Origin of the sequence: Natronobacterium texcoconense, from assembly GCF_900104065.1 — an archaeon.
GTDB lineage: Archaea > Halobacteriota > Halobacteria > Halobacteriales > Natrialbaceae > Natronobacterium > Natronobacterium texcoconense.
The window spans coordinates 1,162,671-1,186,747 of the sequence record NZ_FNLC01000001.1 but is presented as its reverse complement, the minus strand read 5'-3'; the positions used below and the strand labels follow the sequence as shown (position 1 = coordinate 1,186,747).

Genomic DNA, 24,077 nt, shown 5'->3' with positions numbered 1-24,077 from the left:
GAATTTCGTGTACGATCGTATTGGCGTTTCGGGGACAGTGGCCGTTCGTGGACTGAATTTATTTTCGTCGATGTGGAACGTCGGATCGGCGAGCTAGCGCCGCCAGCAACCATGCCACAGCACGTTCTCGTTCCTGTCGACGGCTCGGACCACGGATTCGCCGGCCTCGAGTACAGCCTCGCGTCGTTTCCCGACGCCGAACTGACCGCACTCTACGTCGTCGACCCCAGCCACGACCACGAAGCGACCGCCGGAGGCGAATCTCCGTCGACGGAACGGGCCCGCGAACACGGCGAACGGATCCTCGAGCAGGCGGCCGACCGTGCCGACGAGTTCGGTCACGAGTCCGCTTTCGAGACGCTGCTCCGAACCGGCACGCCACACACGGAGATCCTGACTGTCGCGGCCGACGACGACCGCGGGATCGACCACGTCGTCCTCGGCAGTCACGGCGAGTCCCCGATCACGCGGCCCTTCCTCGGTCACGTTAGCGAGGCCGTCGTCCGCCGCGGCCCGGTCTCGACGACGGTCGTCCCCGAATCGACGACGGCGATCCGGGAGCGCGAACTACCCGGGAAAGTCCTCGTTCCAGTCGACGGCTCCGAGCAGGCCGACGCGGCGCTCGAGTACGCGCTCGCGCAGTTCCCCGACGCGGACTACGTCGCCTTCCACGCGCTGTCGTTGCCCTTCGATCGGCCGCGTTCCGACGTCGAAGGAACGTATCTCGAGAAGGTCGTGACGGCTCACGAGCGACGGGGCGAGGAGATTCTCGAATCGGCGAGGGAACTGGCCAGCGAGCACGACGCGACGATCGAGACGGTGACCAGTGACGAGAAACCGTCTACAGCCATCGTCGAGTACGCCGAGACGGAGGACGTCGACCAGATCGTCATGGGGAGCCACGGCCGCTCGATCGCGACACGGCTCTTTACGGGATCGGTCGCGGAACGGGTCTCCCGTCGGTCCCCGCGGACGGTAACGCTGGTCCGGGGGCGTCCTGGTGCGGACTGATGCCGAAATTACGACCGCGACGACGCAGGCCGAACCAGGACGACCTCGACCGGTAACCGCCAGACCCGTTCCGTTCGGCCGTCGACGATCCGAAACCCGGCCTCGAGTAACGTCTCTCTGACGTAGATCGGACGGCAGTCAACGAACATCGGAAACCGCTCGTGAAATCGCTCGTAGAGTTCGGTTACTGGGCTGGGACGACGAGACAGCGCCACGACGCAGAGCCGTCCGTCCGGATCGAGTACGCGTCGCCACTCCTCGAGGACGGGCAGGAGGTCCGGCGTGTCGAACAGTTCGAGGACGAAACTCGCGAACAGCGCGTCGAAGGCGTCGTCGGGGAACGGCAGTGTCGCCCCGTCGCCCACGATTACGACGCCGGGATCGAGTCCGGCGTCGGCGAGCGCGTTTCGCGAGACGCGACACATGCCCGGTGCGAGGTCGATCCCGACGGCGGTTCCCGTCTCACCCACGGCTCGAGCGAGCAGGACGAGCGCCGTGCCGGTTCCACAGCCGACGTCGAGGACGCGTTCGCCGGGTTCGGGATCGAGCAACTGCAGTCCCGTTCGCCGCGCCGGAGCCTCGAACGGATCGGCGACGAGATCGTACCAGTCGCTCAGGGAGTCGTACCAGTCTCGAGCGACTCTCTTCGGTCTCGAAACGGGGGCGATCGGTCCCGGTGGTGCGTCGACAGTCACTCGTCGATCTCGACGTGTTCGAACAGCGGTTCGAAGTCCTCCGGGAGCTGTCCGCGTACTTTCTCGATATTACCGGGCGGAACGACCTCGGCGACGACGGCGAGCAGTTGCTGTGCGTGATAGTTCGCGTCCGCCCGGTCGAGACCCCCGCGCTCGGCGATGCGATCGAGGAACTCCTGATAGTCGAAGCGCTGTCCGTGGTTCGCCTCGGTCAGGTAGCGGTCGATCTCCATCGGAAGGGGGCTGGCGAGATCCGTCGCTTCACCCTCCTGGAGGCGTTCACCGAGCGTCGTCAGGACTGCTCGGCTCGCCCTGACCGCGGGCCCGAACTGTGCGTACTCGAGTCTGTGCTGGACCTGGCCGACGAATTCCTTGTAGTTCATGTGGCCTCCTCCGTGGGTCGGCTGTGTCGTCTCGACACGTTCGCCGACCCGTAGCGCTGGCTCGAACGGCTCGTCTCGAGCCGATTCACTGGACGCCACATCGCCCGGCCGCATAAAGGTACGACCGTCGAGCAACCGAGTCCTGTGGCAGGGTGTCGTTCCCCAGAGACGACAGCGTAATTGGCCGACCTTACAGCCGTGTTGGGTCTCACTGCATCCACTCTCCACTGCTTACACCGCAGAACGCGTCGCTTGGCTCCGTAAGACCGGAAATTCGTCCATCGGTGAAACCGCTACGGCGTCCGTGTTCGACGCCGTTACCCGCGATAATCGAACCGGTAGCGAGCGGCAGTTCGAGCTATCTTCCACATAACAATCCGGCGAGTCGGCCTGTGCTCAGCACACACCGATGAAGCGACGAACGTACCTCACGACGACGACGGCGACGGTCACCGGGCTCGCGCTCGCGGGTTGTATGGGTGACGAAGCCGACGAAGAGGACCCCGACGTAGAAGACGGGGACGACCCCGGCGACGAAGAAGAGACCGAAGAGGAACCCGAAGAAGAAGAGGAAGAAGTGGAGGAGGAATCGGACTCGGACCTCGTCGGCACGTTCGACGACTTCGAGGACCTCGAGCCCTGGATTGCGTTCCAGGACATCGGTTCGATCGAGGCCGACACGGACAGGTACTACGACGGCTCGCAGTGTGCGCGACTCGAGCCGAGCGAGGAGGACGGCCAGGTCAGGGTTCGCCGCTCACTGGACGAACCGATCGACATCCGTGGCGTCGCCCCCGGTCTCGCGATGACCTCCAACCGGCGCGGGATGGTCCGCATCCAGCTCCAGGACGCGGACGGCGACTACGTCGAGTACAGCCAGCAGGTGATGGAAGATATGCCGCTGACGCGCAAGAATTTCGGGCTCACGCGCATCCGCGGTGATCCCGACCTGAGCGAGATCCACGTCCTCCAGATTATCCGCTGGTTCGGCGACGACGCCGAGGGCCAGATGTGGGTCGACGACTTCCACTTCGTCCCCAAACCCGACACCGGAAAGGTCATGCTGCAGTTCCACGGCGGGTACGAATCTCACTACACGGAAGCGATGTCCGTCCTCCAGGAGTACGACCTTCCGGCGACGGCGTTCGTCCCGACCGACCGACTCCGGGCAGACATCGCTGTTCAGGGTGACCGGCTCACCTACGATCAGGTCGGCGAACTCGCCAGCGCCGGCTGGACGATCGGCAGTCAGTCCGCGCAGGGCATCCACCTCGGCGATGTAAGTCCGAACGAACTGGAGTCGAACGTGACGGACCCGATCGACTGGCTCGAGGAACAGGGGTACGAGGACGGTGCCCGGTTCTTCGCCTATCCGGGCTCCGAGTACACCGAGGAGTCGTACGACCTCGTCTCCGAGAACTACGACCTCGCGTTCGCGGGCCAGGCCGAGTGTCAGGGGTACGCCAGTAACCCACACCTCTGTTCGCTCGTGGCGAATCCGGAGCCCGACGAGGCGGTGACCAAGCTCGACTGGACGGCCGAATACGGTGGGATCACCTCGCTCGCGTTCTACGCACTCGAGGAGGAGAGTTCGATCGCGGCACTCGAGGAGGCTGCCGCACGGATCGACGCACTCGTCGAGCAAGGCGACCTCGAGGTGATTACTCCCGCGGAGATGGCAGACGAGTACGTCTACGAGGACTGACTGTCGGTCGCGAGCCCCATCCGGCCGGTTCCTCACTCGAGTTCGTCGCAGCGTTTTAGCCTCGAACGAGAACCTTCGACCCTCACCTTCTTCTAACCCAAACTACAGGTACTCTCGAGGCGAAAATCGGGACATGGAACAGACGAGCGGATCGCAGATCCTCGGGGCGACGACTCTCGAGAGCAGCCGCCTCGAGCGTCTCGCGGCTCGGATCGAGACGACCGGCGACGGGGCGTCGCTCGAAGTTCGGACGCCCGTCACCGACGAGGCGATCGGATCGGTCCCGTCCTGTACGGCCGACGACGCCGCGGCTGCGGTCGAACGTGCTCGCTCGGCACAGGCTGCCTGGGAACGGGCGCCGATCGACGAGCGGGCGGCGATACTCGAACGGTTCGGCGACCTCGTCCTGAAACGCCGAGAGGAGTTGCTCGATATCGTTCAACTCGAGACGGGCAAGGCCCGCCATCACGCCGTCGAAGAGGTGCTCGACGTCCCGCTGACGTGTTCGTACTACGCGGCGAACGGGTCCTCGATACTCGCAGACGCGGACCGATCCGGTGCAGTACCGCTGGCCTCGGACGCGACAGTCACGTACGATCCCGTCGGCGTCGTCGGCGTGATCTCGCCGTGGAACTACCCGCTAACGCTCGCGATGACCGACGCGATACCTGCCTTGCTCGCCGGCAACGCCGTCGTCTGCAAACCCGACGAGCGTACGCCGTTTATCGCGCTGGCGCTCGCAGATCTGCTGGCGGAGGCCGGTCTCCCGGACGGGCTCTTCCAGATCGTCACCGGCGAAGGGGCGACGGTCGGTCCCGCGCTGATCGACGAGGTCGACTACGTCGCCTTCACCGGCGGCACCGAGACGGGCCGAACGGTCGCCGAGCAGGCCGGTCGGAGCCTTATCGGCTGCTCGCTCGAGCTCGGCGGGAAGAACCCGATGGTCGTCCTCGACGACGCCGACCCCGAGACGGCCGCCCGTGGCGCGGTCAAGGGCGCGTTCACGAACGCGGGACAGCTCTGTCTCGCCCCCGAACGAATCTACGTCGACGAACGACGGTACGACGAGTTCCTCGACGCCTTCGTCGGTGCGACGCGACGACTCGAACTCGGCCTCGAGTTCGACTACGGCCCCGACGTCGGCTCGCTGATCGACGGCAACCACCTCGAGGCCGTCCAGGAGTTCGTCGACGACGCGGTCGAGAACGGCGCGTCGTTGCTCTCGGGTGGCCGTGCTCGGCCCGACGTCGGCCCCTTCTGTTACGAGCCAACGATTCTGACGGACGTCGACCCCGACTTGCGGGTCGCCTGCGAGGAGACGTTCGGTCCCGTCGTCACTGTCCATCCCGTTTCGGGCGCCGACGAGGCGATCGAACGGGCGAACGACACCGAGTACGGGCTAAACGCGAGCGTCTGGACGACCGACCACGAGCGCGGCCGGAAAGTCGCCCGCGAGATCGACTATGGCACTGTCTGCGTCAACGATCCCTACACCGTCGGCTGGGCGGCGACGGACGCGCCGATGGGCGGCTTCGGCGACTCGGGACTCGGCCGTCGGCACGGCCCGGAGGGGCTCCGCCGGTACGTCGACGCTCGGACGGTCGCGACCTCGCGAATCGGCCCGCTGGACGCGCCGCCGGGCGTCTCGCCACGCTGGTTCGCCCGCTTCATGTTCGGACTGACGAAGATCCAGCGGCGCCTCGTGAGGTGGTTGCCGTGACCGAGCCCGAAGTCTTCTTCACCGGGTTCCCGGGGTTTCTCGGTTCGGCGCTGCTCGAGCGCGTCCTCGCCCGCGGCGACGGACCGGTCGCCTGTCTGGTCCAGCCACAGTACCTCGAGACGGCTCGACGGCGGGCACAGGAGATCACCGACGGAATCGATGGAGTCGACAAAGATGCGATTCGGCTCTACGAAGGTGACATCACCGAACCCGACCTCGGACTGGACGACGAGTCGCTCGAGAGCGTCCGCGAACTGTACCACCTCGCGGCGGTCTACGACCTCGCAGTCGACCGCGACCTGGCGGAAGCGGTCAACGTCCGGGGCACCGAGCACGTTCTCGAGTTCGCCGAGGACTGCGACGTGGATCGGCTCCACTACGTCAGCACCTGTTACGTCAGCGGCCGCTACGACGGCGTGTTCACTGAAGACCACCTGCAGGAGGGCCAGTCGTTCAACAACCACTACGAGGAGACCAAGTACCGCGCGGAGGTCGCGGTGCAGAAGCGAATGGACGCGGGTCTGCCAGCGACGATCTACCGGCCCGCGATCGTCGTCGGCGACAGTCGAACCGGCGAGACCGACAAGTACGACGGCCCCTACTACCTGCTTCGACTCCTGCTCGCCCAGCCCTCGCGGTTCTCGCTGGCGTTCTCGCTCCCGGACTCGAGCGACGCCGAGCTAAACGTCGTCCCCAGGGACTACGTCGTCGACGCCATCGCCTCCCTCAGCGACCGCGAGGAGACCGTCGGCGAGGTCTACCAGCTCTGTGATCCCGCGCCGCTTCCAGTTCCGCGGTTCGTCGAAACCCTCGCGACGGCGGCCGGCCACCGTACCGTCACGCTGCCGACGACGAAGCAGGTCGCTCGCGCGGTGTCGAGCCGGCTCTCGTCGTCGCTGCCGCTCGAGCCCGCCACCCTCGACTACCTCGACCACCCGACGCGGTACGCCTGTCCGAAGACGAGACAGGCGCTCGAGGGCAGTGGTATCGCGGTGCCGGCGTTCGAATCCTACGTCGATCGACTGGTCGGGTACGTTCTCGAGAATCCCGACGTCGGCGACGAAGCGATGGTGTGACATCCTCCTCGCCGTAAACGGCGAGGCTTCCCACGCATGGGGAATACCAGTTAGTCGTCGTCTCCAGAACCTTCGGTTCTGGCGGGCTGCACGAGACCTCCGGTCTCGTGAACGCTGGCAGAGGGTTCCGACTCTTGGAACGCCGTGAGCGTCATCTGCGCTGGTACGCTCTTCTCACGGTGAGCCATGGCGGTGTCACAACCGCGCCCATCCCGAGACGAGTCATCGCGTTCCGCCTTGTCAAGCGGGACGCTCTCTCCCCACGGGTCAACCCGTCGTGCGATATTCGCGGAAGCGTTGATGTCGGCCTGAAACGTCGAAACGTGGCAGTCGTCGTTCGGACACCGGAACTCGGCTTGGGAGTCCCGCCGACCGATGCGGTGGCACGAGTGGCACGTCTGCGAGGTGTACGCCGGGTTCACGTACTCGACTGGGATGCCTGCTTCCGTCGCCTTGTCCTCGATGCGCCCTTGGAGTTGGGCGAACGCCCACGAGTGAAGGCGACGGTTCATGTACTTCCCGTAGTCGAGACGCTCACGGATGTACGTCAAGTCCTCCATCACCAACACAGGGTTCTCGAACTGTCGGGCGTACTCGACGGCCTGCCGAGACGCCTTCTCCACGATGTCGGTGAGCGCGTTCTGGTAGTGCAAGAAGCGGTCTTCAATTCGCCACTCGGATGCGTCACGCTCTTGGAGTCGTTTCAGGGTCGTGTGCATCTCTTTGCGGAGATGCTTCGCTCTGCTTCCGCTACACACGAACGGGTCAGTCGGAGAACCGTCCTTGAGGGCACAGCCCGTTATCAGGGCAGTTTCTCCGATGTCCAAGCCGATGTGTGTGGCGTCACCGTCTGTCGCTGGTTCTTCGACTGGGTACTCGACGGTGACGTGCAGTACCCAGCTCTTCCGATGCTTCTGAAGCCGTATCTCGCCCGCCTTCGCGTCTTCCGATACGAGGCCATGCCAGAGATCTTCCTGATCGGGGTTGATTCGGAGTGGAATCCAGAAGTTCGTTCCCCGACCGGGACGCGGAACCCACCACGTGAACTCGTAGTCGCGTTCCTCGGAGTGGTCGAACTTGGCAGCCTGATTCGTGAGCCGTATTGGGTGTTCGTCGTCCAACTCCTGCGCGTTGTACGTCTTACGGAGTTTCGGGACGTAGTTGCAGAGTGCTGCTTTGGCCTGATACGGCAGGTCGTAGGGCGTCACGATGTCGCTCACCGCCGACATGGTACTTGCCCCGGCGTCAAACGCCTCTTGCAGACCGTCACGGTACGTGTCGAGCAGGTCGTTGAGTTTCGACTGCTTGTGGGCTGTCGGTGGGGCGAACGTCGCTTGAAGTGTCTTAGTTATCGTTGTCACTGGCGTCTAATCCGTTCTCGATTAGTTCAGCGTAGGCGCGAGGATGGCGGATGCCATTGTCGCGGGCGTACTCTTTCACCCGTTCATGTAGGTCGCTCCCTCGCTCCATATCGATTTCAGTTCGCACAATTATTTGTACGTTATTTTGGCACTAATAACTTCTGTTCGGTATTCGGTCTGCTGTAGACTGTGGATTGCGTAGTCGAGTGACGCGATTCACGCCCGCCGTGAACGGCGGGATTCTCTCGCTGTTTAAAGATTCACGCCCGCCGTGAACGGCGGGATTCTCTCGCTGTTTAAAGATAGAGACCGGCTTCACCCATCGTTCTTCGCCGGTAGACAGATCGTACGATGTGATGAACTCCGCCGGAGGCACTTCCGGGACGACGAAAACGGAGCCGTTGAGCACGAGGAGTTGTTCGGGGTTCCGGATGCCGACACTCCAGGTTTCGGATAGTCCGTTCTCTGGCGCGTGTTCGGACGGGACGGCACGAGTGTTCCCTTCATCGTAGCTGGGGAGGGGCCAGTCAGCCGGCGAGGTATCCAGCGGGGTGGGATTGCAGTCGTCGCGAAAAAATCCCGATCCATATGCGTATCCGCCGAGCGTGCCGACCCCAGCGCAGGAGCCACAGACAGCCAGAAGCTGGCGCTTCGTAAGCGTTTGACGTCGATCAGCGGAGGGCATAGTAGCGGGTTTTCAACAGAGAAATAAAATACCCGTTATTATTAATCAGATATCAATTGCGACCGGTTTCGATGGAGGCTGCATCGCATATTCAGCTCGAGCGAATCGGACGTGTAGTCGGCAACGTGACGTTCTCCCGGCGTTCCGGTACTCGTCGGTAGCCACGTTTGCGGTCGCCGATCGATGACGCCGTCCGGTCCGGAGCGACAGTAGACGAACGCTCGAGTCAGCGAATCCGAAAATCGATGTCCGGACGATCGACGATGGTCATCGGAATCTAATCCCGAACGACGGTCGAGTCCTACTCCTCGTAGATCCCGTACGCGTCCAGTAGCTCCTGGTACCGGTTCCGGATCGTGAACTTGCTCACGCCGGTCGCGTCGTCGATCGTTTCCTGGGTGACGTGGTCGTTCGCTAGCCGGCCGGCCGCGTAGATCGCCGCGGCCGCGACGCCGGCTGGGTTCTTCCCGACGTGGAGTTGCTCCTCTTTCGCCGCGGCGAGAACCTCTCGAGCGACGCGTTCGGTCTCTTCGGTCACCTCGAGACTCGAGGTGAACTGCCGGAGATACTGATCGGGATCAGGTGGTGCGATCTCGAGGCCGAGTTCGCTCGAGAGCTGTCGGTACGCTCGCTGGGTCGGTGGTTCGTCGACGCGGCTCACCGACTCGAACGTGCTGAACGTTCGCGGCGTCCCGTGCTGGCGGGCAGCGGCGTAGAGACTGGCTGTCGCTACTGCCTCGATCGACCGTCCGAGAAGCAGGTCCGCTTCGGCCGCTTGCCGGTAGATCATCGCGGCGGTCTCGCGACACGGTTCGGGGAGGCCGAGCGCCGACGCCATGCGCTCGAGTTCGCCGAACGCCTGTTTGAGGTTTCGCTCTCGAGAGTCCTTCGAGGTGAACCGCTCGTTCCAGGTTCGCAGTCGGTTGAGCCGGGCTCGCTTGCGAGCGGAGAGTTCGTTTCCGTAGGCGTCCCTGTCCTCCCAGCCGATCGTCGTACTGAGCCCTTTGTCGTGTCTGCGCTGTGTGATCGGGGCACCGACTCGCCGCCGACTGTTCTCGTCTCCCTCGGTGGACCGCCACTCGGGGCCGTAGTCGATCTCCGCGTCGTCGGACACTAACCCGCAGTCCGAACACACGCGTTCGCCACGGTCGTCGTCCGGCCGAATCCGACCGTCACACTCCGGACAGCTCCCTTCCTGCCGCCGCACGGCCTCACGTTCCGTTTGCGGGGTCTGAGTCCGCTCGACCGCGTTGACGCTCATTTGGGACATACGTATCTGAACCCTTCCGTGTCGTTCTCGGCCCGAAGTTGGGTTAGAATCCCTATGTATGGGGGGTGGTTTCTCGATTCGTGGGAATCGGCTCACGTTTAAAACGCCGAACGGACAGATACCCGCCGAGAATCCATCACGATGCAGATCGTGCGCTGTATCCTCTCTCTGCGGGAGAAAGTATATCTGGAGCCGCCCTGTTCGGTAACAGATGGCTGACGACGGACGAAAGTCGAACGGTACCACCGTAGCAGGCTACGACCGACTGGTCCAGCAACGGAGTGACCTCGAAACGAGTCCGTGGGCGGGGAGTGCGTATCAACGATACTACGTCTGGCCCGCCGTCCGGTCGATTCTTCCGACTGTATCGGGAACGACGGTTCTCGACGCGGGCTGTGGAATCGGTGACTACAGCGAGTGGTTCCTCGACCACGGTTCGGAGGTCGTCGGCGTCGACGCCAGTTCCGAGGCGATCGCGACTGCCGAGCGTCGGCTGGGGTCTCGCGCTACGTTCTACTGCGCCGACCTTACCGAGCAACTAGAGTTCGCATCCGAAAACCAGTTCGACCTCGTGTTCGCCAATCTCGTCCTTGGCCACATCGAGAACTGGCGGCCGGTGTTAGCAGAGTTCGGGAGAGTCCTCACTGCCGACGGTTCCCTGGTGTTCACGGTGATCCATCCGGTTCGACGGTACCGACGACATCGAGACGAACTGGCGAGTTACTACGACGTCGACTCGTACGTCCTCGAGTGGGGCGACACCGGAGCGGCCGTCGAACAGTATCATCGCCCGATCGCGGAGATTATCGACTCGCTCGTGGAAACCGAGTTCTGCATAGACCAGTTTCGAGAGATAACCCCGCGAGAGGAGTACAGAGACGCCAATCCCGAACGATACGAGAAAGCTACGGAAGAGCCCGACACGCTGTGTGTGCGTGCAGAGCCCCGGCCTGAACCGCGCTGCTGAGAGGACGATCGACGACGATTCGCAGGGGGTCCGAAACTCACTCCAGACCTCAGTCAGCGTCGCCCGTCGCCTCGTGTGACCACGACGTGATCGTCTCGTAATCGCCGGGGACGACGGGACCGTCCAGCAGCGGATCGTCAGTCCGATCCATCCACTCGTAGAGTTCTCGAGAGAGGTCCTCCCGGACGTCCCGGTACTTCGGCTCGAAGACGACGTTGTCGTCTTCCTGTGGACTCTCGTGCAGGTCGTACAGTTCCTCGTAGGGTCGTGGCGGAACGCCGTCGCTCTCTCTGACCATTCGTCCTGCCTCGCTCGCGAACACGTCCTTGGTGAGATAGACTTTCGGCAGGTGCCAGAAGTTGCGAACGTACTTGTATCGCTCCGTCCGGATCGCGCGGACCGGGTTGTACATGTCGTGCCAGGTCATCTCCGCGAACACGCGATCCCGTGGCTCGTACTCCTCGCCAGTCAGCAGCGGCAGGAAACTCCGGCCGTGAATTTCGTGGCGCGTCTCGAGGTCGTCCTCGTCGGCGACCAGGTCGAGAATCGTCGGCAGTACGTCGACGTTGCTGAGCAGTTCGTCGTACCGGTTCCCGTCGTCGGCGATGTCCGGACACCGCAGGATCAGCGCCGCCTCGATCCCGGGGTCGTAACAGCTCCCTTTCGCCCGGGGGAACGCGATCCCGTGTTCGGTCGTGAACACGATCAGGGTCTCCTCGTCGAGGCCCGTCTCCTCGAGCGTCTCGACGATCGACCCGACCGCGTCGTCGACGGCGCGGACCATGCCGTGCATCTCGGCCAGATCCTGCCGGATGCCACGCCGATCGGGGAGGTAGGTTAGCGGGCGGACGTCGTCCGGGTCGTCCGTCTCGTAGTGGTCGCTGTCGAATCCGAACCGGCCGTTTTCCTCTTCGACTCGATGGAGTTCGAAGAACCCGATAGATGCAAAGAAGGGGTCGTCGAACGCCTCGCGCTCGAGGAAGCCGGAGACGACGTCTGCGACGTTTCTGGCCCGGTTTGCCTGATGGACGGCCGGCGAGACGCCGGGATAAAGGTTTCCCTCGGAGTGAACGTAGTCGTACTCGAGTCGATCGGTATCCTGCGTGATGTGCTGGAGGCCAAACAGGTGGGTTTCGTATCCGACGTCGCCGAGGTAGTGAGGGAGGATGCGTTCGCCGTCGTGGAGTTCCCAGTCGCCGTGAGCGAGCCCCATCAGTCCATTAACGTGCGGGAACCGGCCGGTCATGAAACTGCCGCGGCTGGGAGAACATTGCGGAGCCGTCACGAAGTGGTTCTCGAAGAGAGAGCCAGTGGCCGCGAGTTCGTCGATTCGGGGCGTCTCGATGTCGGCACCGTAACAGCCCAGGTACCGCCCGAGATCGTGACACGTTATCAAAACGACGTTCGGCTTCGACGGGGCCATAGCCCCGCTCTACCACGACCCCGTGGATAATTTTGGCGGCTGTACCGGGCGATTACTCCGTGAGAAGCATCACTGGAACCATGATCGCGACGCCCAGGCTAATCCCGATCACCAGCTCCCGACGGCCCCTGCCGGGGAGCTCCGACCCGTGATCGAGCGCCTCCGGAAAGATGTCGTGGAGGACGAGATAAATCATCGCGCCGGCAGCGAAACCGAATCCGAGCGGAAGGAAATCGCGAGCGATAGTGACGAACACGTACGCGATTGCCGCGCCGATCGGCTGTGGAACGCTCGAGAAGACGGCCCAGCCGAATATCTTCCAGTTAGCGAGTCCGTACGTGTGAAGCGGGATCGCGACTGCAAGCCCCTCCGGAATGTTCTGGATCGAGATCGCGATCGTGATGAAGACCGCGAGCGCCGGAATCGCGAGGCCGGCGAGGACCAGATCGCCCTCGACGCCGAGGTCGGCGAACGCGACGCCGAGTGCGACTCCCTCCGGGAAGCTGTGGACGGTGAGGACGCCGACGATCAACACCAGTTTGCGGAAGTCGGCATCGGGGATCTGGCGTGGGCGAAACTCGTGGCCCGCGATGAGCCGGTCGGCGAGAACCACCAGCACGACGCCGACGACGAGGCCGAGTCCGACCTGGGCGATCGACCCCTCGGCCAGCCCCTCGACGACGAAGCCGAACACCGACGCGAACAGCATGATACCGCCCGCCAAACCCCAGAGGACGACGGTTACGCGGTCGCTGACGTCGTCGACGAAGAAGAAGGGGAGCGTCCCGAACCCGCAGACGATCGCAGTAAAGACGCCCGCGGCGATCACGAGCCCGAGTCCCTCGACGACCATACTGCTTCTCGTCTATAGATCCTCTTACCGTTGTTGATGGCTCGCGCGTGCTGCCTCGAGTCGAGAACCAGCGCGTGGCTTTTTGTACGCGGTTTGCGAACGTCACGTATGAGAGTACTCGTTCCGATCGACGACTCGGAGCCGGCACGAAAAGCGATCGCCCACGCCACGAAGTCGTATCCCGACGCCGATCTCAGTCTGGTACACGTCATCAACCCGAGTACGGCTATGTACGGGGACGGAGCCGTCTACGCCTACGACTCGCTGATCGACGCTCGACGCGAAGCCGCCGACAAGCTGTTCGAGGAGGCACGAGAGATCGCGGCCGAACACGGACACGACGACATTGATACCGAGACGATCGTCGGACGCCCGGCCCACGAGATCGTCACGGCTGCAGAGGAGGAGAATGCCGATCTGGTCGTCATCGGAAGCCACGGCCGGTCCGGAGCCTCGCGCGTCTTGCTCGGCAGCGTCGCGGAGACGGTCGTCCGCCGTGCACCCGTTCCGGTCACCGTCGTTCGATAGCCCGGATACTATTTTGGCACTCGATGAGGTACGAGTGGTCGATGTCCCGCATACTCGTCCCCGTCGACGGATCACCACTCTCCAGACAGGCCCTCGAGTTCGCACTCGAGGAGTACGAGGACGTCTCGATCGTCGCGTTACACGTGATCGACCCGTCGGATCCGGGGTACAGTTCGATGACCGAGATCGACGTCAGGACGGAACCGCCACACGGGTCCGAAGAGTGGTACGAGCGTGCAGGCGAAGAGGAAGAGGAGATTTTCGAGGAGGCTCGAGCGCTAGCGGACGAACACGGCGTCGAACTCGAGGCCGAGAGCGCCGTCGGCGAACCGACCCGTGAGATCGTCGACTACGCCGAGGATCACGACGTCGACCAGATCGTGATGGGTGGGCACGGACGTGCAGGCCCCTCGCGGCTGTTGCTGGGCAGCGTCGCGGAGAGCGTCGTCTACCGAGCACCGGTCACTGTCACGGTCGTTCGGGACGACAACAGCCGGTGACGGGGGGCTATCGCTGGACCACTTTTGGAACGAACCTCATCGAACGACGATTACGGGAACGTCCGCCCGCCGCACCACGAGTTCGGCAGTGCTGCCGAGCCGAAACTCCGAACCCGGCCCGGCGCTTCGTCCACGCCCGCCGAGCACTACCTGGTCGATCTCCGAATCTTCGACGTAGCCGAGGATCGTCTGCGGCGGGGAGCCGACTGCAGTGTCCGTCTCGATCGTCACACCCTCGTCGTCGACGCCCTCGCGTGCCTCCACGAAGAGTTCCGCTGCATCCGCCCGCTGTTCCTCGAGCCACGATTCCGTCAGCGGTGGCAGTCCTCCTTCGTCCGGCGTCACCTCGAACGGATCGATCGCGTGAAAGAGGACGATCCGCGCGTCGGGAAACGTCTCGAGTGCGTACTCGAGTGCGTCCTGTGCGTGTGACGATCCGTCGTGGGCGACGAGGATCGATTGTCCCATGTCTCCGACGTTGGACTGCATCGGTAGTAAACCCTCACCTCGTGACCCGTCGTCAGTCGAACGGTGAGAGCGAGCGAGTCTCGTTTGTGGCTTCGGTTTCCGGGACGACGATCACCGGAACCGTCGCTCGCTCGCGTACCCGACCGACGGTACTTCCGAACAGCGTCTCGCTCACGTCGCTGCGTTCGGTTCGACCGAGGACGATCAGGTCGACGTCTCGTTCGTCGGCGTACGAGAGGACGACTCGGGCCGGCCGGCCGCGACGAACGGCACCGTGGATTTCGGCGTCGTGATCGTCGTAGACCGCGGCGATCTCGTCGACGAGACACTTCCTGGCCCGGTCGAGTTCGACGACGTCGGTCACGCCGAACCGGACCGGTGACGTCGTCGTGTCGACGACTGTGAGGACGTAGACCTCGACGTGACCGTCACGCTCGTCGGCTATCTCCAGTGCTCGCTCGAGGGCGTGGCCCGCGGCGGCACTGCCATCGGTCGGGACGAGGATCGAGGTCACGGCGTTAGCGAACGACGACGACCGGAATCGGCGACCGGCGAACGACGTTTTCGGCGACGCTGCCGAGCAACACCCGCGAGACGCCCTCGCGACCGTGGCTTCCCATAACGATCGTGTCGTAGGTTTCGCTTTCGGCGTACTCGAGGACCACTCGATCCGGTTTGCCGGTCACGACCTCGGTGTCGACGTCGCAACCGTGTTCCGCCCCGGTTTCTCTCGCTTCGTCGAGCGTTTCCTGTCCCTGTTCCCGGGCCCTGTCTGCCTCCGCAGCCTCCATCTCTTCGTCCTCGAATGCGGTCCAGTACCCCTCCGGCACCGGAACGACGTAGAGGGCGGTGACGTCCGGGTTTTCGAACTTCTCGATCGTGTACTCGAGTGCCTTCTTCGACGGTGCCGAGCCGTCGTACGGGACGAGTATTCGCTCGCTCATGGCTGTGAGTACGTCGGCCAGCAGTATAATAGATCGTCTCCCGGAGCGACTACCACTCCATCCCGCCGTTGATCCCGATGACCTGGCCCGTCATGTAGTCGGCGTAGTCGCCCGCGAGGAACCGGACCATGCCGACGATGTCTTTCGTGTCGGCAAACCGGTTCAGGGGGATGTCGTCCCGGATTTGTTCCTGAACGCGTTCGGGAACCTTCTCGAGCATGTCTGTCCGGGTGAACCCAGGTGCGACGCAGTTTGCCGTCGAGTCGTGTCTGGCCAGTTCCAGCGCGATCGTTCGGGTGAACGCGATCAGTCCGCCCTTCGAGGTCGCGTAGTTGGCCTGGCCGTAGTTACCCTGCTGGCCGACCACGCTCGAGATGTTGATGAGCCGTCCCTGATCGGCCTCCTTGATGTCGTCGTAGAACGCTTTCGTGCAGTTGAACGTCCCGTTGAGGTTGACCTCCATCACTTTCTGCCAGTCCTCGTAGGTCATGTTCTCGAACTTCCGGTCGATCGTGATCCCGGCGTTGTTCACGAGGACGTCGATCGGCCCGAGTTCGTCGTGAACCTCGTCGACCATCCGCTGGACGTCGTCGGGGTCGGAGACGTCTGCGCCGACGGCGATTGCCGTCTCGTCGTTCTGTTCGATCCGCTCTGTCACCTCGCGGGCCCGTTCGTCGGAACTCCGGTAGTTGACCACGACGTCCGCTCCGCAACGAGCGAACTCGAGGGCGATGTCCCGCCCGATCCCGCGAGAGGACCCGGTGACCAGGCAGGTCCGATCGGCGAGCGGTCGGCGATCCAGTGGTTCGAGCCGCTGTACTGTCTCGGACATACAGTCGACGACTCATCGCCCTCCGTGTTAACTATACCCCTGATTTGAAACCACATGGCTGTCATCGACCCATCCGCAGAGAGTACACGTATCGTCGCCGGTACAGGTCACCGCCGATACTGCTTGCAGGGGGGATTAAGACGACTATCGTGATAGGGATGGGAACATGACCGTCCAGATCGCTGGCGTTGCCAACACCCAGTTCGACGACTGTCCGGACTCGTCGACCCGCGAACGGGTTACCGACGCCGCACTCGAGGCTGTCGGTGACCGTGACGATCGTCAGTTCGATTTCAGCGTCCCCTGACGAGACGACGGACACGGTCGTCGGGGGGTCGTCCGACCGACCGTCGGATTCGACCCCCCGAGGCGGTCTCGCGTACTAAATACGATCGACGATATACACGTGTCACGGTCAGCGTACTACGAGCGACCCGAGCCCGAATCCGACAGCGACTGGCACTCGCAGTCGCTCGCGGACGTGTACGAAAATCTCGAGAGTTCAGAAGCCGGACTCCCGGCTGACGAGGCCCGGGAACGGCTCGAGCGTGAGGGACCGAACGAGATCGAGGCCGAGGAGGGGATCTCGCCGCTGCAGATCTTCGTCGACCAGTTCAAGCCGGCGCTGATCTGGGTGTTGATCGTCGCTGCGGCGGTGATGGCGGTCGTCGGCCATACGATCGACGCTGCCGTCATCGCCGGCGTCGTCGTGTTCATCACCGTCTTCGGCTTCCTGCAGGACTATCGTGCCGAACAGAGCATCCAGGCGCTCAAGGAGATGTCGACAACGTACGCGCTGGTTAGACGTGGCGGCGAGAAGACCGAGGTCGACGCCAGAAACGTCGTCCCCGGTGACGTGATCTTTGTCGAGTCCGGCGATATCGTGCCTGCTGACGCTCGAATCATCGAAGAGTCGAACCTCAGCGTCGACGAGGCGGCACTGACCGGCGAAAGCGTCGGCGTCTCGAAGGAAGCCGGCGTCGTCGACGAAGACACCTCGCTCGCCGAACGCGACAACCTGCTGTTCAAGGATACCGTCGTCGAGCGTGGCTCGGGGATGGCCGTCGTCGTCGAAACCGGCCCCGAGTCGGAGATCGGCCAGATCGCGACGGCCCTCGAGGAGGCCGAAGAACGGGATACCCCGTTCCAGGCGGAGATGGACCGCCTGGGAAAACTCATCGCGCTCGGGGTCGTCGGCATCGTCTCGATCATCGCGATCACCGAACTCGTGATCGGCGATACGCCGCCGTTACAGGTGTTCTTGACGGCGGTCGGCATCGCCGTCTCCGCGGTCCCCGAGGGGCTGCCCGCCGTCGTCACCCTCTCGCTGGCACTCGGAGCCCGGCGGATGGCCGAGAAGAACGCGCTCGTCCGCCGACTGCCGATCGTCGAGGCGCTGGGGTCGGTCGACGTCGTCTGTACCGACAAGACCGGCACGCTCACCGAGGAGGAGATGACCGTCCAGCGGATCGTCGCCAACCGCGAGACCTACGAGGTGACCGGCACCGGCTACGACACCGACGGTGAGTTCCTGCAGGACGACGACCCCGTGGAGACCGACCGGGTCGCCGAGGTGTTGCGCTGTGGCATGCTCTGTAACAACGTCGACGTCGGGACTCGAGAACGGGACGAGGACGACGTAGAAGCGAGTGACGACGCCGAGAACGGCGACGGCGAACGGACCTACCTCGGCGATCCGACCGAGATCGCCCTGTTCGTCGCCGCCCAGAAAGCCGGCTTCGATCACCGCACACTCGACGAGGAGTACCCTCGACTCGGCGAAGTCGACTTCACCTCCGCTCGAAAGCGGATGACGACGGTCCACGAGACCCCCGACGGCGAGACGGTAGCGTACATGAAAGGCGCACCCGAGACCGTCCTCGAGCGTTGCGACCGGGAACTGGTCGACGGGGAGATCGTCAACCTCACCGACGAGCGTCGCGAGGAACTCGAGGCCGAAAACGAGGCGTTCGCAGAGGACGCCCTGCGCGTAATGGGCTTTGCCTACCGGCCCGACGTACCGGACTCGCAGGCAACCGAGCCCGACGAGGACCTCGAGCAGGAGATGGTCTTTCTCGGCCTGCAGGGGATGCTCGATCCGCCGAGACCCGAAGTGCCGGACGCGCTCGCGGGCTGTCTCGACGCCGGCATCGACGTCGTGATGATCACTGGTGATAACGCGGTCACCGCGCGGGCGGTCGGCGAGGAGGTCGGCCTTCGCTCGACGACGGTGATCACGGGGCCGGAACTCGAGGAGATGAGTGACGAGGAACTTCGAGCCGTCGTCGACGACGTCGACATCTTCGCCCGGACCTCGCCGGATCACAAGACGCGGATTCTCCAGACGCTCCAGAGGAAAGGCCACACGGTGGCGATGACCGGCGACGGGGTCAACGACGCGCCGGCCGTCAAGAACGCCGACGTCGGCGTCGCGATGGGCATTCGTGGGACGGACGTCACCGAGCAGGCGTCCGACATCGTCCTGCTGGACGACAACTTCGCGACGATCCGCGATGCGGTCAGAGGTGGCCGGCGCATCTTCGACAACGTCCGGAAGTTCGTCAACTACCTGCTGTCGGGTAACGGCGGCGAGGTGACCATGATATTCACCGGGACGCTGGCCGGACTGGGACTCGTGATCACGCCCATCCAGGTGCTCTGGATCAACGTCGTCACCGACGGCATCCCCGCGCTCACGATGGGGGTCGATCCTGCTGCCGATGACGTCATGGAGCGCGATCCACGACCGCCCGACGAGGGTGTCATTACCGACCGGATCGTCACCTCGATCGTCGGCATTGCGATCTTCATGACGATCTGTCTGCTTCCGCTGTTCACGCTGAACTTTTACGGCGAACTCGTGCCAGGCTACGACGTACTGGGGGCGATCGTCGGCTGGAGTCCCGGCTACGACGTCGGGAGAGAACTCGCCCAGACGATGGTGTTTACCGGGTTCGTCGTCTTCGAGATCGTCCGTATCCAGGCGATCCGATATCGGTACGGGCTCGGATTGTTCTCGAACAACTGGCTCGTCCTCGCAGTCGCCGTCGCGGTCACACTGCAGTTGCTCGTCCTCTATACGTCGACCGGCCAGTTGCTGTTCGACGTCGAACCGCTTGCACTCGTCCACTGGGCCCAGATCGGTATCGCCGCAGTGGTCTTCGCGCTACTGATGGCTGCCTTCGTGAAGGTCCAGGATCGGTACTTCGAGCGGTACTGAACGGAGCGAGCGAAAACCACTCTTTCAGGGGGGAGTGTCAAAGGTCAGGTGAATACTCGCCGGTCTTCCGATACTGGGAGACGACTGCCGCGAACGCGACCACGTGGAAGAGGCACTCGTCGTCGGCCACCTCGAACGTGCCGTGGGATTCGACATCGAGGTCGGCGTTTGCGGCCCGCTCGAGGAGGTCGTCGTCCTCGAGACCACGGTCCCGGGCTCGATCGGCCAGTTTGTCGACCGCTCGTTCGCTCTCGGCTCGCGTACGCTCCAGCGTCTTCCGCAACCGGACTCCCGTCCGTCGGTACGAGGATCGTGACGTACATCGCGGGCCCCTACCATGCTCGCTCACAAGTAGCCACAGTCCACCCTACGTCGGCCGGCGAACGATTTACGTCTGTGTGAGCGTATACCACGGTATGCGCTACCCGACTGTCGACTGGCAGTGCCGACTGTACGGCCACGACTGGCACCACCCCTGGAGCCACGAGGTCGTCGTCACGGAGACGGACGGACCGATCTACCCGCTCCGATGCATCCGCTGTGCCGACGTACGGCTCCTCGACCGCGAGGGAACCCGCTGGCATCCCGACGACGAGGACGGACCGTCGATCCACGAAGAGACACTCGAGTTCGACCACGAGGACGGATCACCGAACTCGCGGTTTCGCTCGGTCGAGCAGTAACTGACCATACTATCTTTGTCGCCGAGCCTGTAGCCGTCACATATGACCGATCAGTCGACATCCGCGTCGTTCGAACAGGTTACCGACGTCGCCGCCGACTCTCCGACGCTGATCGAGGGCCTACCCGGACACGGTCTCGTCGCGTCGATCGCCGTCGACCAGATTACGACGCAACTCGAACTCGAGCACTACGGCAACGTCGCCGCCGACGAGTTCCCGCCCGTCGTCACCTTCGAGGACGGACTCGTCCAGGATCTGGTCCGGGTCTACGCGGGATCGGATCCGGCCGTGATGACTCTCGAGAGCGATCTCGCGCTTCCCGAACCGGCGTTCGAGCCGCTCTCGACGTGCGTGCTCGAGGAACTGGCCGACGACTTCAGTCGAGCGATCTTCCTCGCGGGTGCACCGGCCCAGTCCGAGGAAGAGATCGGCGACGTTACCGGCGTCGCGACCACCGACGCGGTCAGGGAGGATCTTCACGACGCCGGTATCACGGTGCCGGAAGAACGGGGGCTGGTCGGCGGCATCACGGGATCGCTCGTTCGCGAGTGCTACCAGGCGGACGTCCCGGCGGCCCTGTTGGTCGTTCGCTCTCACCCGCATCTTCCGGATCCACAGGCAGCAAAGTCGGTGATCGAGAACGCACTCGAGCCACTCGTCGACTTCGACGTCGATACGACGGCGCTCGACGAGAAAGCCGACGAGATTCAACAGCAGATGCAACAGATCGCCCAGCAATACCAGCAGATGGCCGAAGAACAACAGGGGCAACAACAGCAGGTCCAGACGGGCATGTTCCAGTAGTTGCCGACCAGCGTCGATTCGACGCGGCGAAACCGGCTTCGTATCGTCCAACTGGACGGTCGATCGCGATAGAAATTCGAAAAGAGAGACGGACGAAACAACGATTGTCCTCTCCGTGATAGCGCACGTATGGCCGAAATCCAGTGGCCGGAACTCGAGGGAACGGAACTCCAGTACAGCGACAACACCTGGGAGTTCACTGGCGTCGTCGACGTGGGCAACACGGGCGACATGCTCGAGGTCGAGGCGAGACAGACAGACGACGTCCGCGAACGCAAGGCTGCCCTCCGGTTCGGTCTCGACGGGGGTTCGGCGTCGGTGAACCCGGGGAACCTCGAGGTCCGTTTCGACCGGGTCGAACCCGAACCCACTGGTCAGTATCTCGTCCTCGAGGCCGACCACCGGACGTACCGGTACGAGCTACAGGGAATCGTCCAGCGGTGAGCCGCAGCGTTCAGGATGTCGAGTAGAATCGTCGCCCGTTGAACGACGGAATGACCCGGCAGACTCGAGGCGACTCGACTCGCCGGAGAGCCACGGCATGAAACGTTTAACACGACAGTCGGTGGACCTCCGATCGGGGACGACGGTTCCCCGGAAACCCATGACGACCGACGACAATCCGTTCAGAAACCTCGAGCGGCAGTTCGAACGCATGCAACGACAGTTCGAGGACGCCCTCGAGATGTGGAACGTCGACCAGTTCGGGATGCCTGCGACCGACACCGGGACGACGGTCGGGATGGGGATCGACCTGGCCGACCACGGCGAGGAGTTCGTCCTGACGGCCGACGTGCCGGGCTTCGACAGGGAGGACGTCGAACTCCGGCTGTCGGACGACACGATTCACATCACCGCGGAGCGCGAAGAGGAGATGACCGAAGAGCAAGACGACGGGTTCTACATCAGGAGCGAGCGAGAACGGCAGTCGACGAGCCGGTCGGTTCGGCTACCGGAGCCGGTCGACGAGGACAGGATCGAGGCGACCTACCGGAACGGCGTCGTTACTGTGACGCTCCCGAAACGAGAGCCGACAGAACCCGCAGGCAGATCGATCGACATCGAGTAATCCGGCCGACCCTCTCATGCCCACGACCCTCACCACCATCCCGGTCGACGGTGTCGAACTCGAGGGTGACCTCGTCGTTCCCGACGATGCCGACGGCGTCGTAATTTTCGCTCACGGGAGCGGGAGTAGTCGCAAGAGTCCTCGGAACAACTACGTCGCGGACGTGCTCCGTGAGCGCGGTCTCGGGACGTTACTGTTCGATCTCCTGACCGAGGCCGAAGACCAGTACCGCGAGAACCGCTTCGACATCCCGCTGTTGACCGACAGGCTGGTTGCGGTCACCGAGTGGCTCCGCGAGCGCGAGGGAGCGTACGAGTACGGGTACTTCGGCTCGAGCACCGGTGCAGCGGCAGCGCTGCGAGCGGCAGCCCGGAAGCTGGACACGGCGGCCGTCGTCTCCCGTGGCGGCCGCGTCGACCTCGCCGAAGAGCAACTGGCCGACGTCACCGCGCCGGCCCTGTTGATCGTCGGCGGCGAGGACGACCAGGTGTTGCGACTCAACCGAGAAGCGACCGAATTACTGGCCGCCGAGCACGAACTGCACGTCGTCGAGGGCGCTGGTCACCTCTTCGAGGGGCCGGGGGAACTCGAGGAAGTCGCCGAAGTCGCAGCCGACTGGTTCGAGACGAACCTCCAGTAGCCTACCGTTCGTCCGGGCGGTTGCCGAAGGGGAGCAGATACAGCGGCTCGAGCGACGATGGAAGTACAAGCACGTCTGCGAGTTCGGCGTCGGAAAAGGCGCCGACCGGACAGCAGTTCAGTTCGCGGGACTCGCAGACGAGGTGGACGTTCTGTGCGACGTGGCCGACCTCCATCCGGACGTATCTGCGGCCGTGATCGGGGTATCGCTGTCGCGTGCGCTCCTCGTCGGCAGCCAGGACGATGGTCGCTGGCGCGTCTCCAACGACCGCCTGATCCAGCGCGGCCCGCGTCAGTTCGTCGTGGATCGACGACTCGAGCACCGGTTCGATCCCGTGATTTCCCGGGTCGTACCGGTAGAGTCCCGCCTCGAGGTCTGGGCAGCCATCCGACGGAACCTCGAGGGAGGCGACGAGCGGGTAGGTCGCGCCGGCACTCGGTGCCGCCCGCATCTTGACGCCGTCCTGGACGTGGGTGATTCCCTGGGCCGCCCAGAGTAACTGTGAGATGTCCTCGATGGAGACGGATGTGGACGCGAACGACCGCCGACTGGCCCTGGTTGCGATGGCTCGTTCGACGCTCGTCTCTCCGCGTGGCTCCGGTTTCGGGAGCGCGATCGACGTCATACGCCTCCTGCGACGGCCAGGTGAAAAATACCCTTCCGTCCCAGCGGTGCCGACCGACCGCCGATCGACGCCTCCAACTATACGCCTGCTACCGGAAGGTATCGGTATGTCCAGTACGGTTCTCGTTCCGATCGACGGATCACCGTTATCCGTCCGTGCGCTTCGACACGCGTTCCGGAAGTTTCCGGACGGCGAGGTGGTCGCTTACCACGTCGTCGACCTCTTCGATCCCGGTCACGGTGACGAGTCGTTCGTAGATGCCCCCTCGGTGTACGAGCCGATGATGGGCACCGACGAGTGGTACGGTGCGGTCGAAGAGTCGACGGATCGGCTGTTCGCGGAGGTCGAAGAGGTCGCCGAGGAGTACGACCGCTCGGTCACCACCGAATCGGACATCGGCGATCCAGCGCGACTCGTCGTCGAGTACGCGACCGAAGAGGACGTCGACCACGTCGTGATCGGTGCCCACGGCCGACCGGACGAACGACGAACGATCTACGGGAGCGTCTCCGAGACCGTCGTCCGGCGCGTTCCGGTTCCGATAACCGTCGTTCGGTGACCCCTCCGTCAGTTACCCTATCGGTTGCCGGGAGTGAGAGTACGAGGTGGCTTGAT

The 24,077-nt window shown here is 63.7% G+C and carries 27 protein-coding genes; 15 read left to right on the top strand and 12 right to left on the bottom strand.

Annotated elements, in window-relative coordinates:
* The first annotated feature begins 111 nt into the window (after positions 1 to 111).
* Positions 112 to 1,011: a universal stress protein gene (locus BLR35_RS05960; protein ID WP_090378773.1), complete on the top strand. Its 900-nt coding sequence runs from the start codon at positions 112 to 114 to the stop codon at positions 1,009 to 1,011.
* 8 nt (positions 1,012 to 1,019) lie between these two features.
* Here the strand turns inward: BLR35_RS05960 and BLR35_RS05955 are convergent, their stop codons facing one another.
* Positions 1,020 to 1,706, bottom strand: a complete 687-nt coding sequence (locus BLR35_RS05955) for a class I SAM-dependent methyltransferase (RefSeq protein ID WP_090378768.1) — start codon at positions 1,704 to 1,706, stop codon at positions 1,020 to 1,022.
* Positions 1,703 to 2,089: a DUF2267 domain-containing protein gene (locus BLR35_RS05950; RefSeq protein WP_090379735.1), complete on the bottom strand. Its 387-nt coding sequence runs from the start codon at positions 2,087 to 2,089 to the stop codon at positions 1,703 to 1,705. Before BLR35_RS05950 ends, BLR35_RS05955 begins: the two co-directional genes overlap by 4 nt.
* Before the next feature lie 409 nt (positions 2,090 to 2,498).
* On the opposite strand from BLR35_RS05950, the gene BLR35_RS05945 reads away from it, so the two are divergent.
* The 3 genes from BLR35_RS05945 (at position 2,499) to BLR35_RS05935 (ending at position 6,590) form a co-directional block, all read left to right on the top strand.
* A complete protein-coding gene (locus BLR35_RS05945; protein WP_090378765.1) occupies positions 2,499 to 3,794 on the top strand; it encodes a polysaccharide deacetylase family protein in 1,296 nt (431 codons plus the stop codon).
* A gap of 133 nt (positions 3,795 to 3,927) precedes the next feature.
* Complete coding sequence (locus BLR35_RS05940) at positions 3,928 to 5,514, top strand: succinic semialdehyde dehydrogenase (protein WP_090378762.1); 1,587 nt, start codon at positions 3,928 to 3,930, stop codon at positions 5,512 to 5,514.
* Positions 5,502 to 6,590, top strand: a complete 1,089-nt coding sequence (locus tag BLR35_RS05935; protein WP_090378759.1) for an SDR family oxidoreductase — start codon at positions 5,502 to 5,504, stop codon at positions 6,588 to 6,590. Before BLR35_RS05940 ends, BLR35_RS05935 begins: the two co-directional genes overlap by 13 nt.
* Positions 6,591 to 6,640: 50 nt before the next feature.
* On the opposite strand, the gene BLR35_RS05930 is transcribed toward BLR35_RS05935, so the two are convergent.
* Together BLR35_RS05930 and BLR35_RS05925 are read right to left on the bottom strand one after the other, a co-directional pair.
* Positions 6,641 to 7,951 carry an RNA-guided endonuclease TnpB family protein gene (locus tag BLR35_RS05930; RefSeq protein ID WP_090378756.1) on the bottom strand — a complete coding sequence of 437 codons (1,311 nt, stop codon included), beginning with the start codon at positions 7,949 to 7,951 and terminating at the stop codon, positions 6,641 to 6,643.
* 986 nt (positions 7,952 to 8,937) lie between these two features.
* The gene (locus BLR35_RS05925; protein ID WP_090378754.1) at positions 8,938 to 9,906 is read right to left on the bottom strand and encodes a transcription initiation factor IIB; all 969 of its coding nucleotides are present in this window, start codon (positions 9,904 to 9,906) and stop codon (positions 8,938 to 8,940) included.
* A gap of 211 nt (positions 9,907 to 10,117) precedes the next feature.
* Between BLR35_RS05925 and BLR35_RS05920 the strand changes: the two genes are divergently transcribed.
* The gene (locus BLR35_RS05920) at positions 10,118 to 10,873 is read left to right on the top strand and encodes a class I SAM-dependent methyltransferase (RefSeq protein ID WP_090378751.1); all 756 of its coding nucleotides are present in this window, start codon (positions 10,118 to 10,120) and stop codon (positions 10,871 to 10,873) included.
* A gap of 49 nt (positions 10,874 to 10,922) precedes the next feature.
* Here BLR35_RS05920 and BLR35_RS05915 read toward each other — a convergent pair whose 3' ends face one another.
* Together BLR35_RS05915 and BLR35_RS05910 are read right to left on the bottom strand one after the other, a co-directional pair.
* Positions 10,923 to 12,296 (bottom strand): sulfatase family protein, encoded by a 1,374-nt coding sequence (locus BLR35_RS05915; protein ID WP_090378749.1) that lies wholly within the window; start codon positions 12,294 to 12,296, stop codon positions 10,923 to 10,925.
* Positions 12,297 to 12,348: 52 nt separating this feature from the next.
* The gene (locus BLR35_RS05910; RefSeq protein WP_090378745.1) at positions 12,349 to 13,149 is read right to left on the bottom strand and encodes a ZIP family metal transporter; all 801 of its coding nucleotides are present in this window, start codon (positions 13,147 to 13,149) and stop codon (positions 12,349 to 12,351) included.
* A 108-nt stretch (positions 13,150 to 13,257) separates the two neighbouring features.
* On the opposite strand from BLR35_RS05910, the gene BLR35_RS05905 reads away from it, so the two are divergent.
* Positions 13,258 to 13,677 carry a universal stress protein gene (locus BLR35_RS05905; RefSeq protein WP_090378742.1) on the top strand — a complete coding sequence of 140 codons (420 nt, stop codon included), beginning with the start codon at positions 13,258 to 13,260 and terminating at the stop codon, positions 13,675 to 13,677.
* Between the two features lie 41 nt (positions 13,678 to 13,718).
* Positions 13,719 to 14,177: a universal stress protein gene (locus BLR35_RS05900; protein ID WP_090379733.1), complete on the top strand. Its 459-nt coding sequence runs from the start codon at positions 13,719 to 13,721 to the stop codon at positions 14,175 to 14,177.
* 36 nt (positions 14,178 to 14,213) lie between these two features.
* Here BLR35_RS05900 and BLR35_RS05895 read toward each other — a convergent pair whose 3' ends face one another.
* Genes BLR35_RS05895 through BLR35_RS05880 form a run of 4 tightly spaced genes read right to left on the bottom strand, consistent with a single transcriptional unit; the run spans position 14,214 to position 16,421 of the window.
* On the bottom strand, positions 14,214 to 14,645 hold the full coding sequence (locus BLR35_RS05895; protein ID WP_090379730.1) for a universal stress protein: 432 nt from the start codon (positions 14,643 to 14,645) through the stop codon (positions 14,214 to 14,216).
* Positions 14,646 to 14,697: 52 nt separating this feature from the next.
* On the bottom strand, positions 14,698 to 15,159 hold the full coding sequence (locus BLR35_RS05890; RefSeq protein ID WP_090378739.1) for a universal stress protein: 462 nt from the start codon (positions 15,157 to 15,159) through the stop codon (positions 14,698 to 14,700).
* A 4-nt stretch (positions 15,160 to 15,163) separates the two neighbouring features.
* Positions 15,164 to 15,589: a universal stress protein gene (locus BLR35_RS05885; protein WP_090378735.1), complete on the bottom strand. Its 426-nt coding sequence runs from the start codon at positions 15,587 to 15,589 to the stop codon at positions 15,164 to 15,166.
* A 49-nt stretch (positions 15,590 to 15,638) separates the two neighbouring features.
* Complete coding sequence (locus BLR35_RS05880) at positions 15,639 to 16,421, bottom strand: 3-oxoacyl-ACP reductase family protein (RefSeq protein WP_090378732.1); 783 nt, start codon at positions 16,419 to 16,421, stop codon at positions 15,639 to 15,641.
* A gap of 166 nt (positions 16,422 to 16,587) precedes the next feature.
* On the opposite strand from BLR35_RS05880, the gene BLR35_RS20585 reads away from it, so the two are divergent.
* On the top strand, positions 16,588 to 16,728 hold the full coding sequence (locus BLR35_RS20585) for a hypothetical protein (RefSeq protein WP_170830928.1): 141 nt from the start codon (positions 16,588 to 16,590) through the stop codon (positions 16,726 to 16,728).
* A gap of 99 nt (positions 16,729 to 16,827) precedes the next feature.
* The gene (locus tag BLR35_RS05875) at positions 16,828 to 19,641 is read left to right on the top strand and encodes a cation-translocating P-type ATPase (RefSeq protein ID WP_090378729.1); all 2,814 of its coding nucleotides are present in this window, start codon (positions 16,828 to 16,830) and stop codon (positions 19,639 to 19,641) included.
* Positions 19,642 to 19,678: 37 nt separating this feature from the next.
* Here BLR35_RS05875 and BLR35_RS20935 read toward each other — a convergent pair whose 3' ends face one another.
* Entirely contained in the window at positions 19,679 to 19,924 is a 246-nt protein-coding gene (locus tag BLR35_RS20935; protein ID WP_244510192.1) for a hypothetical protein, read from the bottom strand.
* Between the two features lie 133 nt (positions 19,925 to 20,057).
* Here BLR35_RS20935 and BLR35_RS05870 point away from each other — a divergent pair, with 133 nt between their 5' ends.
* From BLR35_RS05870 to BLR35_RS05850, 5 genes are all read left to right on the top strand, one after another.
* Complete coding sequence (locus BLR35_RS05870; protein WP_090378726.1) at positions 20,058 to 20,324, top strand: hypothetical protein; 267 nt, start codon at positions 20,058 to 20,060, stop codon at positions 20,322 to 20,324.
* 42 nt (positions 20,325 to 20,366) lie between these two features.
* Positions 20,367 to 21,128 (top strand): proteasome assembly chaperone family protein, encoded by a 762-nt coding sequence (locus tag BLR35_RS05865; protein ID WP_090378723.1) that lies wholly within the window; start codon positions 20,367 to 20,369, stop codon positions 21,126 to 21,128.
* Positions 21,129 to 21,257: 129 nt separating this feature from the next.
* Complete coding sequence (locus BLR35_RS05860; protein ID WP_090378721.1) at positions 21,258 to 21,572, top strand: hypothetical protein; 315 nt, start codon at positions 21,258 to 21,260, stop codon at positions 21,570 to 21,572.
* 97 nt (positions 21,573 to 21,669) lie between these two features.
* Positions 21,670 to 22,197, top strand: a complete 528-nt coding sequence (locus BLR35_RS05855; protein WP_394328355.1) for an Hsp20/alpha crystallin family protein — start codon at positions 21,670 to 21,672, stop codon at positions 22,195 to 22,197.
* 16 nt (positions 22,198 to 22,213) lie between these two features.
* Positions 22,214 to 22,837, top strand: coding sequence for a dienelactone hydrolase family protein (locus BLR35_RS05850; protein ID WP_090378718.1), 624 nt, complete (start codon positions 22,214 to 22,216; stop codon positions 22,835 to 22,837).
* Between the two features lies 1 nt (position 22,838).
* On the opposite strand, the gene BLR35_RS05845 is transcribed toward BLR35_RS05850, so the two are convergent.
* Positions 22,839 to 23,462, bottom strand: a complete 624-nt coding sequence (locus BLR35_RS05845; protein ID WP_090378715.1) for a SagB/ThcOx family dehydrogenase — start codon at positions 23,460 to 23,462, stop codon at positions 22,839 to 22,841.
* 106 nt (positions 23,463 to 23,568) lie between these two features.
* On the opposite strand from BLR35_RS05845, the gene BLR35_RS05840 reads away from it, so the two are divergent.
* Complete coding sequence (locus BLR35_RS05840; RefSeq protein WP_090378712.1) at positions 23,569 to 24,021, top strand: universal stress protein; 453 nt, start codon at positions 23,569 to 23,571, stop codon at positions 24,019 to 24,021.
* The last annotated feature ends 56 nt before the right edge of the window (positions 24,022 to 24,077 follow it).